Source organism: Nonomuraea sp. CA-141351 (assembly GCF_050944675.1).
Lineage (GTDB): Bacteria > Actinomycetota > Actinomycetes > Streptosporangiales > Streptosporangiaceae > Nonomuraea.
In genome coordinates this window covers 2,775,411-2,791,619 of record NZ_CP191982.1, presented here as the reverse complement: position 1 = coordinate 2,791,619, position 16,209 = coordinate 2,775,411, and the positions used below count along the sequence as shown (strand labels likewise).

At 69.1% G+C, this 16,209-nt stretch carries 13 protein-coding genes and 1 pseudogene; 5 read left to right on the top strand and 9 right to left on the bottom strand.

Annotation, left to right across the window (positions count from 1 at the left end; all coding sequences use genetic code 11):
• Positions 1-44 precede the first annotated feature (44 nt).
• Positions 45-1,175, top strand: coding sequence for an epoxide hydrolase family protein (locus ACQPWU_RS13565; protein ID WP_433439793.1), 1,131 nt, complete (start codon positions 45-47; stop codon positions 1,173-1,175).
• A gap of 127 nt (positions 1,176-1,302) precedes the next feature.
• Here the strand turns inward: ACQPWU_RS13565 and holA are convergent, their stop codons facing one another.
• Positions 1,303-2,286, bottom strand: coding sequence for a DNA polymerase III subunit delta (gene holA / locus ACQPWU_RS13560; RefSeq protein ID WP_433439791.1), 984 nt, complete (start codon positions 2,284-2,286; stop codon positions 1,303-1,305).
• A gap of 126 nt (positions 2,287-2,412) precedes the next feature.
• On the opposite strand from holA, the gene ACQPWU_RS13555 reads away from it, so the two are divergent.
• Together ACQPWU_RS13555 and ACQPWU_RS13550 are read left to right on the top strand one after the other, a co-directional pair.
• Positions 2,413-3,234, top strand: a complete 822-nt coding sequence (locus ACQPWU_RS13555) for a helix-turn-helix transcriptional regulator (RefSeq protein WP_433439789.1) — start codon at positions 2,413-2,415, stop codon at positions 3,232-3,234.
• A gap of 87 nt (positions 3,235-3,321) precedes the next feature.
• Positions 3,322-4,356, top strand: a complete 1,035-nt coding sequence (locus tag ACQPWU_RS13550) for an SDR family oxidoreductase (RefSeq protein ID WP_433439787.1) — start codon at positions 3,322-3,324, stop codon at positions 4,354-4,356.
• Between the two features lie 186 nt (positions 4,357-4,542).
• On the opposite strand, the gene ACQPWU_RS13545 is transcribed toward ACQPWU_RS13550, so the two are convergent.
• From ACQPWU_RS13545 to ACQPWU_RS13530, 4 genes and pseudogenes are all read right to left on the bottom strand, one after another.
• Positions 4,543-5,757, bottom strand: a complete 1,215-nt coding sequence (locus ACQPWU_RS13545) for a ComEC/Rec2 family competence protein (RefSeq protein ID WP_433445204.1) — start codon at positions 5,755-5,757, stop codon at positions 4,543-4,545.
• The gene (locus ACQPWU_RS13540; RefSeq protein ID WP_433445611.1) at positions 5,712-6,125 is read right to left on the bottom strand and encodes a hypothetical protein; all 414 of its coding nucleotides are present in this window, start codon (positions 6,123-6,125) and stop codon (positions 5,712-5,714) included. The genes ACQPWU_RS13545 and ACQPWU_RS13540 overlap by 46 nt, the downstream gene beginning before the upstream one ends.
• Before the next feature lie 52 nt (positions 6,126-6,177).
• Positions 6,178-7,158: pseudogene (locus ACQPWU_RS13535) on the bottom strand (ComEC/Rec2 family competence protein); the annotation flags it as partial.
• Positions 7,159-7,825: 667 nt separating this feature from the next.
• Positions 7,826-8,365 carry a helix-hairpin-helix domain-containing protein gene (locus ACQPWU_RS13530; RefSeq protein ID WP_433439785.1) on the bottom strand — a complete coding sequence of 180 codons (540 nt, stop codon included), beginning with the start codon at positions 8,363-8,365 and terminating at the stop codon, positions 7,826-7,828.
• A gap of 671 nt (positions 8,366-9,036) precedes the next feature.
• Here ACQPWU_RS13530 and ACQPWU_RS13525 point away from each other — a divergent pair.
• Positions 9,037-9,534: a helix-turn-helix domain-containing protein gene (locus tag ACQPWU_RS13525; RefSeq protein WP_433439783.1), complete on the top strand. Its 498-nt coding sequence runs from the start codon at positions 9,037-9,039 to the stop codon at positions 9,532-9,534.
• Positions 9,535-9,592: 58 nt separating this feature from the next.
• On the opposite strand, the gene ACQPWU_RS13520 is transcribed toward ACQPWU_RS13525, so the two are convergent.
• The 4 genes from ACQPWU_RS13520 to ACQPWU_RS13505 all read right to left on the bottom strand — a co-directional run bounded on the left by ACQPWU_RS13520 (position 9,593) and on the right by ACQPWU_RS13505 (position 14,460).
• Positions 9,593-10,507: a DegV family protein gene (locus tag ACQPWU_RS13520; RefSeq protein ID WP_433439781.1), complete on the bottom strand. Its 915-nt coding sequence runs from the start codon at positions 10,505-10,507 to the stop codon at positions 9,593-9,595.
• A gap of 13 nt (positions 10,508-10,520) precedes the next feature.
• The gene (gene hutI, locus ACQPWU_RS13515) at positions 10,521-11,729 is read right to left on the bottom strand and encodes an imidazolonepropionase (protein WP_349457070.1); all 1,209 of its coding nucleotides are present in this window, start codon (positions 11,727-11,729) and stop codon (positions 10,521-10,523) included.
• 535 nt (positions 11,730-12,264) lie between these two features.
• Entirely contained in the window at positions 12,265-13,683 is a 1,419-nt protein-coding gene (gene hflX, locus ACQPWU_RS13510) for a GTPase HflX (protein ID WP_433439778.1), read from the bottom strand.
• An 84-nt stretch (positions 13,684-13,767) separates the two neighbouring features.
• Positions 13,768-14,460 carry a DUF4097 family beta strand repeat-containing protein gene (locus tag ACQPWU_RS13505; protein WP_433439776.1) on the bottom strand — a complete coding sequence of 231 codons (693 nt, stop codon included), beginning with the start codon at positions 14,458-14,460 and terminating at the stop codon, positions 13,768-13,770.
• 154 nt (positions 14,461-14,614) lie between these two features.
• Between ACQPWU_RS13505 and aceB the strand changes: the two genes are divergently transcribed.
• Positions 14,615-16,192, top strand: coding sequence for a malate synthase A (aceB, locus tag ACQPWU_RS13500; RefSeq protein WP_433439774.1), 1,578 nt, complete (start codon positions 14,615-14,617; stop codon positions 16,190-16,192).
• Positions 16,193-16,209: the final 17 nt, after the last annotated feature.

The following is a 16,209-nucleotide window of genomic DNA, read 5'->3' as shown; positions in this document are numbered from 1 at the left end:
CGGTGGTAAACCATGGAGGAATTTCCGCTGATCGGAGGCAATACGTGGGCCAATCGCCCTTCCGCATCGAGGTGCCCAGCGACGTGCTGGACGACCTCCGGGCCCGGCTACGTGCCACCAGGTTCACCGATCGCACCGGCACGAAGCCGTGGCAGGCCGGCGCCGACCCCACGTACCTGCGGGAACTCGTGGCGTACTGGGCGGAAGGGTTCGACTACCGCGCCCGGGAGGCCGAGCTCAACGCGCTGCCGCACTACCGGGAGCGGGGCATGCATTTCGTACGCATCCCCGGGGCGGGCCCCGCGCCCATGCCCATCCTCCTCTGCCACGGATGGCCGAGCAGTTTCCTGGAGATGCTCCCCCTGGCGGCACGCCTGGCCGACCCCGCCCGCCACGGCGGCGACCCGGCCGACGCGTTCGACGTGGTGATCCCGTCCATGCCGGGTTTCCTCTACTCCGACCTGCCGGCGGAGCCGCTCACGCGCGCCGCGATGGCACGTACGCTGCACACGCTGATGACCGGCACCCTGGGGTACGAGCGGTACGCCGCCTTCGGAGGCGACATCGGGGGAGCGGCCATCCAGTGGCTCGGCGCGCTCTATCCCGACCAGGTGGCCGGGATCCACCTGATCCATCCGCCGTTCCCCGCCTCGCTGGAGGAGCCGCCGATGTCGGCGGAGGAACGGGCGTTCGTGGCGGCGGAGGAGGCGTACGACGAGCTCGACGGCGGCTACAGCGCAATCATGGGGACGCGGCCCGACACCATCGCCGCCGCCCTGATCGACTCACCCGCCGGACTGGCTGCGTGGATAGTCGACAAATATCGGGACTGGAGCGACTGTCACGGCGACGTGGAGTCGCGCTTCGACCGCGACACTCTGCTCACGATCCTGACGCTGTACTGGGCGACCGGCTCGATCGGCACATCGTTCAGGCAGTACTACGACTGGGAGCACAACACCCCCCGCCCGCCGATCACGGTGCCGACGGCCATCACGCTCAGCCACGAACCGGTCATGTCCGGCATCCCTCGCTCGATCGCCGAACGATCCTGCACCGACCTCCGCCACTGGAACGAACCCGGACGTGGCGGACACTTCCTGGCGCTGGAGGAGCCGGAGCTCATGCATGGGGAGTTGACGGCCTTCTTCCGCCCCCTCCGCCACACGCACTGACCCCGTACCGAACGCCAGAGCCCGTACCCCACGCCAGACCCGGTGCCCGAAGTCTGACCCCGGTGCCCGAAGTCTGACCCTGCAACCAACGCCAGACCCGGCGCCCGCAACACGCGAGGGCCACCCACTACCGCCCTGTACGGCAGGCGACGATGACCTGCACTGCGTGCTCCAACGCGTAGGCCGGATCCGCTCCGCCACCCTTGACCTGCTCATCCGCACTGGCAACGGCCTGGATGGCCTTGGACAGCCCCTCGGGCCCCCACCCGTTCAGCTGCCGCTTGACCCGATCGACCTTCCACGGCGGCATGCCGACATGGCCGGCCAGCTGCCCGCCCCGAAGGTTGCGCGGCGCGCTGCCGACCTTGGCCAGCGACCGCAGCCCACCGGCCAGCGCACTCACCAGCAAGACGGGAGCGACCCCGGTGCCGAGAGCCCACCTCAACTGCTCCAGAGCGTCGGCCAAACGCCCCTCGACGGCGGAGTCCGCCACGTTGAAGCCGGTCACCTCGGCCCGCCCCTTGTGGTAGCGAGCCACGGCGGCCGCGCCGATCGTCTTGTCCTCCGTGTCGAACACCAGCTGATTGCACGCCGCCGCCAGCTCCCGCAGGTCGTTGCCCACGGCGTCGAGCAACGCCTGAGCCGCGTCACCGGAAATGCCCCGCCCGGCCCGCTTGAACTCGCCCTTGATGAAGTCCAGCCGCTCCCCCGCCTTGGTGACCTTGTTGACCGTGATCACCTTGGCCCCGGCCTTCTTCACCCCGTCGACCAGCGCCTTCCCCTTCACCCCGCCCGGGTGCGCCAGAACGAGCACGGTGTCGTCGGAGGGCTGCTTGGCGTAGGTGACGATCTCGGCGATGACGTCCTTCGCCAGATCCTGCGCCGATCGGATCACCACCACGGACCGATCGCCGAAGAGCGACGGCGAGGTCAGCTGCATCAGCTCCCCGACCCCGACCTTCCCGCCCATGAGGTCATGCGTATCGGCCCCCGGATCAACGGACCGGGCCGCCGCGACGACACCACTCACCGCCCGCTCGGCCAGCAGCTCCTCATCGCCGAGGACCAGGGTCACAGGTGCTGGATCGGTTCCCGCCATATCAGGCAGCATGCCATGCGCCACCGACAACCTGGTACTCGAAGATCGACGAGCCGGCTCTTGGGACAGCCTCGTCCGGGACATCCTGGTAGTCCCAGGGACAGGGAGAATGCGCACGTCGCTCCTATGGTGGTTGGCATGGCAACCGGAAGTGAGCTGGGCGAGTACCTGCGTTCCCGGCGTGAGCGCGTTCGTCCGGAGGACGTCGGCCAGCCCGGGGGCGACAGGCGCCGGGTGCCGGGTCTGCGCCGGGAGGAGGTCGCCCTGCTCGCGGGGATCAGCACCGAGTACTACCTCCGACTTGAGCAGGGCCGCGACCGTCACCCTTCAGAGCAGGTCCTTCACAGCATCGCCCGCGCCTTGCTGCTGGATGGCGACGAGGAGACGTACCTGCACGAGCTGGCCCGCCCCCCGCGCCCCAGATCCCGAAAGGCCGCGCGCCCGGAGAAGGTCAGCCCCGGCGTGGTGAGCCTGATCAACAGCTGGACCTCCACCCCGGCCCACGTCCACGGCCCGCACATGGTCACGCTCGCCGCGAACCCGATGGCCGTCGCCTTGTGCCCCCACTTCGCGGCGGGCATCAACTCCCTGCGCGCCGCGTTCCTGGAGCCGGAGATGCGCGAGCTCTACCGCGACTGGGACGGGATGACGGCCAAGGTGGTGGCGTACTTGCGCTCCGTCATCGGGGGCGGCGCGGACGACGACCCGCGGCTGGTGGAGGTGCTCGGCGAGCTGAGCCTGCACAGCGAACGTTTCCGTACGTTGTGGGCTCGCAAGGACGTACGGCGGAAGACGAGCGGCATCACTCGCATGCGCCATCCCCTGGTGGGTGATCTCGACCTGCACTACGAGAAGTTCGCCTTGCCTGAGGCGCCCGGCCAGATGCTCGTCACGTATCACGCCCTGGCGGGGAGCGACACCCGCGAGCGGCTGGACCTGCTGGCCCACCTCATCACCTGACCTGGCCTCACGGCCTATACGCCCGCGCACCGGTGCGGGCGCCTGGTGCGCCATGCCCAAAATCCACGGTTCCACGTAAAGGACAACATGAACCCCGAAACAGTGCTGGTGACGGGCGGCTCCGGCTTCCTCGCCACCCGCTGCATCGCCCAGGCCCTTCAGGCCGGATATCCCGTACGCACCTCGGTCCGTACTCCGGAACGGGAGGGCAGGATCCGCCAGGACATCGAGCGGTTGGGCATCCCGGCCGGAGACGCGCTGAGCTTCGTCACCGCCGATCTGACCTCGGACGACGGCTGGCCGCAGGCCGTCGCCGGCTGCGACTACGTCCTGCACGTCGCCTCGCCCTTCCCTCCGAGCCAGCCGGAGAACGAGGACGACCTGATCGCGCCCGCGCGGGAGGGGACCCTGCGCGTGCTGCGCGCCGCGAGAGAGGCGAAGGTAGGCCGGGTAGTGGTCACCTCCTCCTTCGCCGCCATCGGCTACGGCCATCCCGACACGGACCGCCCGTTCACCGAGGACGACTGGACGAACATCGACGGCGGCGTATCCCCGTACATCAAATCCAAGACCCTGGCGGAACGTGCCGCCTGGGACTTCATGGCCCGCGAGGGCGGACCCATGGAGCTGTCGGTGGTCAATCCCGTAGGCATCTTCGGCCCGGTGCTGGGCCCGGACCACGCCGCGTCCATCAACATGGTCAAAATGCTGATGAACGGCGACATGCCCGGCACCCCACGCCTCTCCTTCGCGGTCGTCGACGTACGCGACGCCGCCGACCTCCACCTGCGCGCGATGACGAGCCCGGACGCGGCCGGGCAGCGCTTCCTGGCGTCCGCCGGGGACGCCCTGTCCCTGCACGACATCGCCCTGATCCTCCGCCGTCGCCTGGGCGAGGCCGCTCGCAGGGTGCCCTCCGAGATCCTCCCGGACGAGACGGTACGCCAGGCCGCCCGCACCAACCCCGCGATGCGCGAGACGGCCGACAACCTCGGCAAGGTCCGCCACCTCAGCAGCGCCAAGGCCCGCCGCCTCCTCGGATGGACCCCACGCTCAAGCGAAGAGACGGTCACGTCCACAGCCCAGAGCCTCCTCCACCTCGGCCTTGTCAGTGCGGTCTGAGGGCACGGGGTTTCTGATTGACCGAGGAGCCACGTGGCCCGAGCACACGAACCTCTGACCGACCGAGGAGCCACGTGGCCCGAGCACACAAGCCCCTGACCGACCGAGAAACCACACAGCCCGAGCACACAAGCCCCTGACCGACCAAGAAACCACGTGGTCGGAGGGCACGAGGCTCTGGTTGGCCTAGGGACCACGCGGCACCATGGCCATCTCTCCTTCCCGCTCCACGACGGCGAGATCGCCGGACTTGTCGGTCCGGTAGACGCTGGCCCCGAGCCGGTGCAGGAGTGCCAGAGTGGACGGCGCCGGATGGCCGTAGTCGTTGTCGGCCCCCACACTGATCAACGCGGCCCGCGCGCCGACAGCCGACAGGAAGGCCGGGGACTGCCGGTTCGATCCGTGGTGCGGGGTCTTGAGGATGTCAGCCCGCACCGCAACCCGCCGCAGCAGCTCCTCCTGCGCCTCCGTCTCCAGGTCGCCGCACAGCAGGATCGAGCCGGCCCGCCAGCGTACGTAAACGACCACGCTGGAGTTGTTGATCGCGCTGCCCTCACCCAGCCCGTTCATCTCGCTCTGAGCGGGGTCGGGGGCGAGCACGGACAGCTCGGACGGGCCGAATCGCCAACGGGTCCCGGGCGAGGCCGTCCATTCCGGTATGTGGTGGTGTGCGAGTGTGGCCGAAATGTGCGCGCCGGCTCGGGCGGCGCTTGTCCGTTGCGGACTGACGACCACGGCTCCGACGCGCCGGTTCCTGAGCACGCCCGGGAGGCCGTCCACGTGGTCGGCATGCGGGTGGGTGAGGATGAGCAGGGGTACGTCGTCAACGCCGAGCCTGCGCAGACAACGGTCCATGACGACCGGATCGGGTCCGGTGTCGACCACGACGCCTCGTCCCGGTCCCGCCGCCACCACAAGACCGTCCCCTTGGCCGACATCGCACATCACCATCAGCCAGCCCTTGGGCGGCCAAGAACCGGCGATGGGCCGGATCACCAGCACGGCCACCAAGGCGGCACCGGCCGCCGTCAGCGCCACCGCCCTCCAGGCCCGCCGCCGCAGGATCGGGATCGCGACCGCCACCGCGACCAGGAGCAGCCCCAATCCGGGAAGCCCACCAGGCCACGGCACAGTGGCGAAAGGCAGGTTGACCGCCCAGCGTGCCACCGTGACAATCCACCCGACCGCGTAACCGGCCGGAATCACCAGAAGCCTGGCACCCTCGGACCATATGGGCGCCACCAGAGCGGCGCCGAACCCGAGCAACGTCGCAGGCGCCACCGCCGGAGCCACGAGCAGGTTGGCGACCACCGCGACGGGGGTCAGTTGTCCCGACATCAGCACGAGAACGGGCGTCACCGCCACCTGAGCGGCCACCGGCACGGCAACAGCCTCGGCCATCCAACGCGGCAGTCGGCACGCCCACTTGGAACCGCCGCCATCCGATGACGAATCACCCTCGCGCCCCAGCCCACCTTCCCCTTCCTGACACTGGCTGTCTTCCGGACACCAACCACCTCCCCGACACTGGCAACCTCCCTGATGCCGGCCACCTCCCTGATGCTTGCCGTCTTCTCGGCAGTGACCGTCTCCCAGGCACCGACCACCTTCCCAGCACCGGCCGCCTTCAGAGCGCTGGCCACCTTCCAGGTACTGGCCGCCTTCTCGGCAGCAACCGTCTCCCAGGCGCCGACCACCTTCAGAGCACTGGCCACGTTCCAGGTGCTGGTGACCTTCTCGGCAGTGACCGTCTTCCGGGCACCGACCACCTTCCGGCCATTGGCCGTCTGCTGGGCACTGGCTGTCGTTTGCCGGGGCTGACAAGCGGTCGCGCCAGCGTGGGGCGAGGATGAGGATGCCTGCGGTGGCCGCGGCCGAGAGGGCGAAGCCGTACGAGCGGGCTAGTTCGGGAGCGAACAGCACCAGGAGGAGGACCGTGGCCGACAGGGCAGCCATACCGTCCTTCGAGCGGCCGGTGCCCAGCGCGATGGCGGCGGCCAGGCCCATGAGGAGAGCGCGTAGGACGCTCGGGGATGGGCGAGCGACCACGGCGAACCCGAGCATCGCGATGGCGGCGAAGACGGCTCTCAGGGGCAGGGAGAGGCCGAGGAAGCGGGAGAGGGCGAGGGCGGCGCCTGCCACGATTGCGAGGTTTGCACCGCTTACGGCATTCAAGTGGCTCAGGCCGGCCTCTTTGAGGTCGGATGCCACCTGAGGATCCATACGTGAGACATCACCGACGACCAAGCCCGGCAGAAGGCCTCGCTGGTCGGTGGGGAGGGCGTCGGCGGCGGCTCGCAGGCCCGACCTGAGGGTGCCCGCCGCTGTCTGGAGACCGGACGGGGGCGTCAGGACTCGGGGTCGACCTTGCACCAGGAGGATGGCTGCAACGAGGTCGCCGGGGTTCGGCTTGGCCAGGCGTCCGGTGACTTCGAGGTGCTGGCTGGGGAGAAAGGTGCTCCAGTCGTGTCCGGCGGCGAAGACGGTGATGGGGACGTTGACGGCCTGCCGGGTGCCGGCCGTTTGGATGAGCTCCAGGGTGGCTGGGGTCACGTAACTCTCTTGGTGGAAATGGCCGCTTCTGCTTGCTCTCCGTTTGGGGTCGTCGGTGAGGGCGATCTGGGCCTTTATGGAGGTGTTCTTCCTGGCCAGGTCGGCTGCTGGTCCGGTGGTCAGAGCGTGGACTCGGAAGGCGACCGACGCCGAGGCCGCGGCGGCACAGATGAGCGTGGCAATGGTGATGTTGCGCCATGGAGCCGGGTGAGGTGGTCGCCTTACCTTCCATGGGGGTGGTGGACTCATGTGCCATTCGGTCCGGTCAAGCTGGTCGAGAGGTGCCGGCCAAGGTCGTCGCCACGTCCGCGGGCTTGGAGAGGGCGAGTCCCATGCGGGCCGGTCGGTGTCAGCGGGCGGCCGCGAGCCCTCACACGCGTGCCATGGGTCCCACGACGCGATCCCTGGGAGCCGCTGCCCGATGTAAGGGAGCCGGTAAGCCAGCCAAGTTGCCCAGTTCCCAAGTCTCGTTCGCCAGGTCACGGACTGGAGGCGCCACCGTACGGACCGGGCGTGCCAGGCTACGGCCGTCGCGGTCAGGACTGCGGAGATGGCGACGATCAGGCCTGTGCGGGCTGAACAGCCGAGCAGGGTCAGGGAACTCGCCCAGGCGGCCAGTGCGGGGACGATGAGGGGCCAGGCGTGCTCCCGCTTACCGCTGTCCTGGTCGGTACGGGTTCCACCGTCCTGGTCGGCGCCGCTCCCGCTACCCCGGTCGGTGCGCCTCCCGCTGCCCCGGGCGATGCGGGTTGCGTCGTCCAGGGGCGTGCGGCGGGTCCCCTCGTCCTGGACGGTGCTGGTTACGCCGGTATTCCTGTCGTTCCCGTCGTCAGCCCAGCCGCCGTCGCATGGGCCGTTGATGCTGTCCAGGCCCGTACGTGCTGGGTGGGCGTCATGGGTGCGCGGGGTCGCCATGTCAGACACGGACCCTCGCCTTGAGCTCGTCGAACTTTCGTGGGCCTATTCCACTCACCTCGCGTAGCTGCTCGACGGTGGTGAAGCCGCCGTGGGAGTCGCGGAACTCGATGATGCGGGCTGCCAGGACCTCGCCCACGCCTGGAAGTTGTTCGAGTTGGGCGGTTGTGGCGGAGTTGAGGTCGAGGACGGCGGTGGCCGGATCCGTGATGGGCGAGCCGGGGATCGCCTGGCCGGCAGCGGCGCCTACGACTATCTGCTCGCCGTCGATGAGGCGTCTGGCGAGGTTGAGTGAGCCAGTGGAGGCTCCGCGTGACACACCTCCGGCTGCTGTCACGGCGTCCGTGACTCGGGAGCCTGAGGGGAGAAGGTAGACGCCGGGTTTGCGGATCTTGCCGGTGACGTGGACGGTCACCTTGGCCAAGGCGGTCGGTGGCGGGGTTGTCTGCGCGGCGATCGGGGTGGGGACTGGCAAGGGCTCTGTTGAGGGCTGGGAGCGCCAGAGGAAGAAGGCGGCGACGGCCGCGGCCAGAGCACCCACGGCCAGAAGAACGCGGAGGCCGGGCTTGCCTGGGTCGAGGGCCGGGGCGTGGGCGGCGAGGGCTGCGCGGAATGCCTGGAAGGACGGTGGTACGGGGGCAGGCCCTCCGCTCTTTCGGTGAGGGTGGGCCGAGGCATTTGGGCGCTGTTCGTAGCCTTCGTAGGGCGTGGGTGCGTCATCCCGCCCGTGTCTTACAGGGGATGTGATCGCGGCGGCGGAGGCCCAACGGCTTGCCTTTTGAGGCTGCCCAGCCTCGCGGCTTCTCTCCTGAGGTGTGCTTGAGAGCCATTCAGCGTGGCGGCCTCTCTGCTCAGGGCCGGATGAGGGCCACCCCGCCTCGTGGCTTCCCTCCTGAGGGGTGGGTGAAGGCCACCCCGCCTCACGACTTCCCTCCCGAGGGGCGGGTGAGGGCCACTCCACCTGGCGGCTTCTGCCCCGGGGCTTGGGTGAAACGTCGTGGCTTTTCGCCCGAGCCTCGGCCGGCTCGCTCGCGCCACCAGCGAGCCGGCCGAGAGGGTGGCGGGAGCGGCGGGAAGGCGCGGTGATCGACCGTAGCCGGGACTCGGCTATGGTCCGCTCTGCCGTGGGGTCGGGGGTTCGCACGGCAGAGAACGTAGGTCCTCAGCGGCGATCGCCGCGGTTCCGAACCGCGTTCTGGGGATGGGCCGGAGATGAGCGAAGAGGCTGTGGACAACGAGACAACTTGGAATCTCACCCGGGCACCCGCAGGGCTTCGAAGGGCTGAAGGCACGCTGAGTGAATTGACAGCGGCACTTGGGTCGACCAAGGGTACGGTCAGCTACCACGTACGCGTCCTGCGCGAAGCCGGGCTTGTCCGTCTGGAAGGAACCCGGCAGGTGCGTGGCGGCACCGAGCAGCGCTTCGAGCTGATCAGCAGGGGATTCAGGCTGGATGAGGACGGCGGCATTGGGGCGGAGTTCCTCCTCGACGCCGCTCTGGCGGAGATGTCGCCCGCCCGCTCCGGTCACCCCGGGCACACCGTGCTGCGTCACCTCTGGCTGACCTCTGATCAGGCTCGCGCGCTGGCCGAGCGGCTCGAGACGTTGGCCGGCGATCGCTATGAGGCCGCGGGCCCCGAGACCGAGGCGTACGGACTGCTCCTCAGCCTCTACCAGGCCGACATCCCTCGCCTGCCTCCCGGCGAGTAAAGAGGCCTCGACGCGATTTTGGTGCAGAAGGCCCGTACGCGAGCCTGAACCTCACGCGCTAAAGGGCACGCGACGTGACCGTGAGGCCGAGCATGCCGGGGCCCACGTGGGCGCCGATCACCGCCCCGACCTCCATCACCCGCAGTTCCACCAGATCGGCCAGTCGCTTCGGCAGGCGCTCTGCCAGTGCCTCGGCCCGCTCCCTCGCCCCCAAGTGCTGTACGGCCACCTCCACGGGCCCCTCACCCGCCGCATGGACGGCCAGGTCCTCCAGGCGGGCGATGGCGCGTGACGACGTGCGGACCTTCTCCAGGAGTGAGATGTGGCCGTCCACGATGTGGAGTAATGGCTTGATCATGAGGGCCGAGCCGAAGAGAGAGGCCGCCGTGCCGATGCGGCCGCTGCGCCGCAGGTATTCGAGGGTGTCGACGTAGAAGAACGTCTGGGTGGTTTCCCTGCAGCGGCGGGCGGCTGACGTCACCGCCTCCAGGGAGGCGCCGCTCGCGGCGGCGCGGGCGGCGGCCAGGACCGGGTAGCCGAGGCCCATGGCGATCGAGCGGCTGTCGATCACTTCCACTGGTACGGGTGCCCGCTCGGCGGCCGCTTGGGCGGACTCGACGGTGCCGGAGAGCTCGCGGGAGAGGTGGATGGAGACGATGCCGGTCGCGCCCGCGGCCGCCAGGGAGGAGTAGCAGGAGGCGAAGCTCTCCGGCGAGGGTCGGGAGGTGCTGGTGGAGGCGAGGTCGCCGACGAAGGGGCTTGAGCCGCGGGAGCCGCCGCCCGAAGACTCGACCCGGCCTGAGGAGTCAGCCCCGCCTGAGGGACGCTCGTGGAATGCAGCGCCGCCCACACGGAAGGAGGGCTCGTCGTACGACACACCCCCAGCGATCACCTGCACCGGCACGACCGTGACCCCCGGCACGGGCGGCAGGTAGGCCGTCGAATCCGTGACGATGGCGACCAAGGGCGGCATAACCCGAGACCAGCTACTGAACGGGCGTCCCACCCCGCCACACCCGCCGCGGCTTCAGGCCGAAGGACCAGGCGAAGGCGCCCTCGTGGTCGGCGTCCCACTGCACGATGTCCGCGAGCCGGCCGGGGGCCAGGACGCCGCGGTCGGGAGCGCCCAGGACGGTGGCGCCGCCGAGGGTGGCCGCGCGCAGGGCGTCGTTGACGCTCATCCCGAACGCCGACACCGCCATGGCGATGACCAGGGACATCGAGGTGATGCCGCAGTAGCCGGGGTTGTGGTCGCTGCCGAGGGCGATCTGGACGCCGTGCTTGATCATCTGGCGAACGGGCGGGAGATGGCCGCGCTGGAGGGCGGTGGCCGGGCAGACGACGGCGGGCACGCCGTAGCGGGACATGATCGCGATGTCCTCGTCGGACATGTGGTGCAGCCCGTCGGCGGAGGCGCAGCCGAGCTCGGCGGCCAGCTGGACGGCGCCGCGGCGGCTGAAGATGCCGGCGTGGATGCGCGGCAGCAGCCCGACGTTGCGACCCGAGGCGAGCACCCAGCGGGACTCCTCGGTGGTGAAGTGGCCCTCGTCGCAGTAGACGTCGACGCTGTCGGCGCCGGCCGCGGCCGCGTCGGCGCACCAGGCGCCCACGGCCTCGACGTATTCGCGCTGCCGACCGAAATACTCGGGCGGCACGACGTGCGCCGCCAGGAACGTGACGTGAACCCGCGGCATCATCGGCTCTTTCTCCAGCTCACGCAGGAGCCGGACGTCGGCCAGTTCGCCGTCGCGGGTGAGGTGGTAGCCGGTCTTGGCCTCGACCGTGGTCGTGCCACTGAGCAGCCAGCCCCGCAGCCGCTCGCGCACGCCGTTGCAGAGGGTCCACGGGTCGGTGCCGCGCGTCACGGTGACGGTCGAGCCCACGCCGCCGCCCGCCGCGGTGATCGAGGCCGAGGTGGAGCCGCCGGTGCGGATGGCCAGCTCGGCGTAGCGGTTGCCGGCGTAGACGGGGTGGGTGTGGGCGTCGATGAGACCGGGCGTGACGAGCGCGCCACCCAGGTTTTCGACGTGGTCGACGTCGACGATGTCGTCGACGACCCCGGGCACGCTCTGCGGGAGGTCGGGCGCCCGCCCGACCCACGCGATGCGGTCGTTGTGAACGAGAATGGCCGCGTTGCTGAGGACCTCGTTGCCGGTCCAGAGGCGGCCGATGTTGGTCAGCAGTCGAACGGTCACCGCATCACCGCCCTGCGCAAGTCCCCACCCGCGCACCGGCACGAGTGCAGCGCACAGCGCACGGCCTGGGCCGCGCCCACTGAGTCCGCTCCGGGTCCGGACGACATGGGGGGTCTCCTGCTCTCATCCGCATCCTGTTGTGCGGTGACCGTATCGCCAGAGTCATGATCCAGCGATTTCAGTTCAGTTACGTTATTTCACAGCTGGGCTCGCTGTACAGGGTTATTCGGAAGAAAGACCACTGATCCCAACCGTCACCCAGCCCTACATCGTCCCCATGGCCCCCGTTGACGACTTCGCTACCAAGAGTCATCATCCGAACCTAGAACCAGAAAACCCAAAACCCAGACCAACGACGGGTCTGGGCAATCGTACCAACCTCAGGGTTCAGGGACCACTGACGCTTTTGGGCAGGCATGCGTACTTTGCGGCGAGGTCACCCCATCGAAAGCGACCTACCGGCGAACCACGCCGGGCGGCCCCACCGTACCGTGCCGTTGGGGCCGCCCGGCCGTGATCTCGGCGAAAGCCCGGGCTAGAAGACGCGCTCCACGGGCTTGCCCACCCGCTCCAGCTCCTGCGACAGACTGGGCAGCACGCGGGCATGCAGGATCGTGCCGTCCTCCACGTGTTCGACGGAGAGCACCTCACCCTCCTGGTGCGCCCGGGAGATCAGATCCCCCCTGTCGTACGGCACCAGCAGGTGAATCTCGTGATCAAGCCGAGGCAGCTCCCGCTCGATGAGCGCCATCAGATCCGGAATGCCCCGGCCGGTCCGCGCGGACACCACGACGCTGTCGCGCTCGCGCCGCATGATCCGATCGATCACTTCCTGGTCGGCCGCGTCGGCCTTGTTGATCACGACGATCTCGCGTACGTCCGAGGCGCCGTCGATATCGGCCAGCACCTCGCGTACGGCGGCCAGCTGCCCCTCGGGATCGGGGTGCGAGCCGTCCACCACGTGCAGGATGAGGTCGGCATCGGCCACCTCCTCCAGCGTCGAGCGGAACGCCTCGACGAGCTGGTGCGGCAGGTGCCGGACGAAGCCCACGGTGTCGGCGATCGTGAAGAGCCGGCCCTCCGGCGTGCGCGCCCGGCGCACGGTCGGGTCGAGGGTGGCGAACAGCGCGTCCTCCACCAGCACGCCTGCACCCGTGATGCGGTTGAGCAGCGAGGACTTGCCGGCGTTGGTGTAGCCGGCGATGGCCACGGCCGGCACCTCGCGCCGCTGGCGCTGGTAGCGCATCGTGTCGCGCGAGGTGGACATGCCGCTGATCTGGCGGCGCAGCTTGGACATGCGCTCGCGGATGCGGCGGCGGTCCAGCTCGATCTTGGTCTCACCGGGGCCGCGGCCGCCGATGCCGACGCCGCCCGCGGCGCGACCGCCGACCTGCCTGGACAGGTTGCCACCCCAGCCGCGCAGGCGCGGCAGCAGGTATTGCAGCTGCGCCAGCTCGACCTGGGCCTTGCCCTCGCGGCTCTTGGCGTGCTGGGCGAAGATGTCGAGGATCAGGGCTGTGCGGTCGATGACCTTGACCTTGACCGTCTCTTCGAGCTGGCGGAGCTGGCCGGGGGTCAGCTCGCCGTCACAGATGACGGTGTCGGCGCCGGTCGACTCGACCACGTCGCGCAGCTCGAGTGCCTTGCCGGAGCCGATGTACGTGGCCGGGTCGGGCTTCTGGCGGCGCTGGATGAGCCCGTCGAGCACCTGGGAGCCGGCCGTCTCGGCCAGCAGCTTGAGCTCGAGCAGGGAGTTTTCCGCGTCCTCCACGGTGCCGGAGGTCCAGACGCCGACGAGGACGACCCGCTCAAGCCGCAGCTGACGGTACTCGACCTCGGAGACATCCTGGAGTTCGGTGGAGAGGCCCGCCACGCGGCGCAGCGCCTGGCGCTCCTCGAGGTCCATGTCACCGGTCTCGAACTCATCGAGGTCGAGCTCGGAGTAATCGTGCATACGTGTCATCTCTATTAGGGAACGTCTGGACACCTCGGTGTCTTCCCACGATGGTGGCACGAGACTCGTGCCGCAATCATCCGGTTATCCGGCCGACACAGTGACGTCGCCCGAGCCCGCGGTCAGCGAGATCTTGTGCGGCGAGGAGTCGTCGTCCTTGACCGAGACCTTCGCGTCACCGGACCCCATCTTGGTGTTCAGGTCGTAGGCCCCGTCGGGCACGTTGAGCACGATGTCGCCGGAGCCGGCCTTCAGCTCGGCGCTGTCAGGCGTGGAGGCGTACTTGAGCTCGATGTTCCCCGACCCCGTCTCGGCGAACACCTGCTTGCCGCCCAGGCCCGTGGCGTCCAGATCGCCGGAGCCGAGCTTCGCGTCGAGCCGCCCGGTCAGGCCTCTGAGGGTGATGTTGCCCGAGCCGCAGTCGAGGTCCACGGCCATTCCCTTGGGGATCTCGACCTTGTAATCGACGCTGCAACTGCCCCAGTCGGACTGGCAGTCGTACGAGAGCAGCAGCGCCTCCCCTTCGACCTTGTGCTCGGCCTTCGGCTCGTCGTCGGCGCGCCAGTTCTTGGTCTCGGTGACGCGGACCGCGGTCCCGTCGGTCTCGGTGACCACGGTATCGCCCGCGCCGCTCTTGAGCTGCAGCTTGGTCACCTTGTCCGTCACCTGGTAGGTCACGGTGTGGTGCCTGTCCGGGCCCGCGATGCTCGCGAGCCCGCATCCGGTCAGCAACAGCGCGGAGGCCAGCAGCCCGCCCGCGATCGCGATGGTCTTCATGCCGTCAATCCTGTCCGGGCACGCCCCGGCCCACATCGGGGATGCCCCCGACGACTCCCCGAGGAGACCCCAGCCTTTGACCGGGGAGCACCAGCGGGGTAGGTTCACTTCCACAATCCAGAATTTGTTTTCCACGAAGCGGAAAGGGATTCTCATGGAGATCACCGGCCCGATGGTCGACCGGTTCGACGAGATCCTCACGCCGGAGGCGCTCGATTTCGTGGCGGCTCTCCAGCGGGAGTTCGGCGCCAGGCGGCTGGAGCTGCTGGAGGCCCGCCAGGCTCGGCAGGCGGAGCTGTCGGCGGGCGGCCTGCTCGACTTCCTGCCGGAGACCAAGGAGATCAGGGAGGCCGACTGGCAGGTCGCGCCCCCGGCGCCCGGTCTGGAGGACCGCCGGGTCGAGATCACCGGCCCGGTCGACCAGAAGATGACCATCAACGCGCTCAACTCCGGCGCCAAGGTCTGGCTGGCCGACTTCGAGGACGCCAACTCGCCGCTCTGGGAAAACTGCGTGGCCGGCCACCTCAACCTGCGCGACGCACTCGACCGCACGATCGACTTCGAGAGCGGCGGCAAGACGTACGCACTCAGGCCCGACGACGAGCTGGCCACGATCGTGGTGCGCCCGCGCGGCTGGCACCTGGACGAGAAACACGCCCAGGTGGACGGGCAGCCGGTCTCGGGATCGCTGTTCGATTTCGGGCTCTACTTCTTCCACTGCGCCAAGCGGCAGATCGACAAGGGCAAGGGCCCGTACTTCTACCTGCCCAAGATGGAATCCCACCTGGAGGCGCGGCTCTGGAACGACGTGTTCACCAGGGCACAGGAGCTCCTCGACATCCCTCAGGGCACGATCAGGGCGACCGTCCTCATCGAGACCTACCCGGCCGCGTTCGAGATGGAGGAGATCCTGTACGAGCTCCGCGACCACTCGGCGGGCCTCAACGCGGGCCGCTGGGACTACCTGTTCAGCGTGATCAAGAAGTTCCGGACCAGGGGCCGCGAGTTCCTGCTGCCCGAGCGGAACGCGGTCACGATGACCGCCCCGTTCATGCGCGCGTACACCGAGCTGCTCGTGCGCACGTGCCACAAGCGTGGCGCGCACGCCATCGGCGGCATGGCGGCCTTCATCCCCTCCCGGCGCGACCCCGAGGTGAACGCGGTGGCGCTGGAGAAGGTGCGGGCGGACAAGACGCGCGAGTCCGGCGACGGGTTCGACGGGTCGTGGGTGGCGCACCCCGACCTGGTGCCGGTGTGCCGGGAGGTGTTCGACGGCGTGCTGGGATCGCGCCCCAACCAGCTCGACAGGCTGCGCGAGGACGTCAACGTGACCGCCGCCGAGCTGCTGGCCGTCTCCGAGACCCCGGGCGAGATCACCGAGGCCGGTCTGCGTAACAACGTGGACGTGGCGCTGCGCTACCTGGCCGCCTGGATGGGCGGGCTGGGCGCGGTGGCGATCCACAACCTCATGGAGGACGCCGCCACCGCCGAGATCTCGCGCTCACAGATCTGGCAGTGGATCCACAACGACATCACGCTCGCCGACACGGGCGCGCAGGTGACGAAGGAGCTGGTCGAGCAGATCATCTCGGAGGAGCTGGCCAAGATCGCCGAGGAGCCCGGCTACGACGAGAAGCTGTACGGTCAGGCGACGGCCCTGTTCAAAGAAGTGGCGCTGGACGACGACTTTGCCGAGTTCCTGACACTTCCGGCCTATGCTCAAATGCCGTAGAACAGAGGTAAGGGGGG

Bases quoted from the DNA above. Each gene is read 5' to 3' on its own strand.
- holA (WP_433439791.1), bottom strand. From the start codon at position 2,286: ATGCTGCCTGATATGGCGGGAACCGATCCAGCACCTGTGACCCTGGTC.
- ACQPWU_RS13555 (WP_433439789.1), top strand. From the start codon at position 2,413: ATGGCAACCGGAAGTGAGCTGGGCGAGTACCTGCGTTCCCGGCGTGAG.
- ACQPWU_RS13550 (WP_433439787.1), top strand. From the start codon at position 3,322: ATGAACCCCGAAACAGTGCTGGTGACGGGCGGCTCCGGCTTCCTCGCC.
- ACQPWU_RS13545 (WP_433445204.1), bottom strand. From the start codon at position 5,757: ATGGCCGAGGCTGTTGCCGTGCCGGTGGCCGCTCAGGTGGCGGTGACG.
- ACQPWU_RS13525 (WP_433439783.1), top strand. From the start codon at position 9,037: ATGAGCGAAGAGGCTGTGGACAACGAGACAACTTGGAATCTCACCCGG.
- ACQPWU_RS13520 (WP_433439781.1), bottom strand. From the start codon at position 10,507: ATGCCGCCCTTGGTCGCCATCGTCACGGATTCGACGGCCTACCTGCCG.
- hflX (WP_433439778.1), bottom strand. From the start codon at position 13,683: ATGCACGATTACTCCGAGCTCGACCTCGATGAGTTCGAGACCGGTGAC.
- ACQPWU_RS13505 (WP_433439776.1), bottom strand. From the start codon at position 14,460: ATGAAGACCATCGCGATCGCGGGCGGGCTGCTGGCCTCCGCGCTGTTG.
- aceB (WP_433439774.1), top strand. From the start codon at position 14,615: ATGGAGATCACCGGCCCGATGGTCGACCGGTTCGACGAGATCCTCACG.